Below are 241 nucleotides of genomic sequence, written 5' to 3'. Positions count from 1 at the left end.
CGATGAATGCCGAATTTAGCCGACTGGAGGAGATGTGATGAGGGGCCTTTATTCCATCTTAATGCTAGTTGTTTTTTTATTGGCAGCATGCGATGAAAGTCGACAAAAGAGCACCGCTGTTTTGGAAGCGGAAGCTCATTTGAAAAGCCAAGGGTATACGTTGATTTCTGTGATGGAAGAAAACTCGTTGCTCCTAACGAAACAAGATGTGAAGGATCCAGCTTATGCGCCAATTTGGCAA

1 protein-coding gene is annotated in these 241 nt (G+C 44.0%); it reads left to right on the top strand.

Annotation, left to right across the window (positions count from 1 at the left end; translation table 11 throughout):
* Positions 1 to 37: 37 nt before the first annotated feature.
* Positions 38 to 241, top strand: a 204-nt coding sequence (locus SB822_RS60295) for a hypothetical protein (RefSeq protein WP_410859542.1), incomplete at its 3' end; no start/stop codon positions are given.

The sequence above is a fragment of the Paraburkholderia sp. SIMBA_054 genome, assembly GCF_046534875.1.
GTDB classification, from domain to species: domain Bacteria; phylum Pseudomonadota; class Gammaproteobacteria; order Burkholderiales; family Burkholderiaceae; genus Paraburkholderia; species Paraburkholderia hospita.
This window is presented reverse-complemented; position numbering and strand designations above follow the sequence as displayed.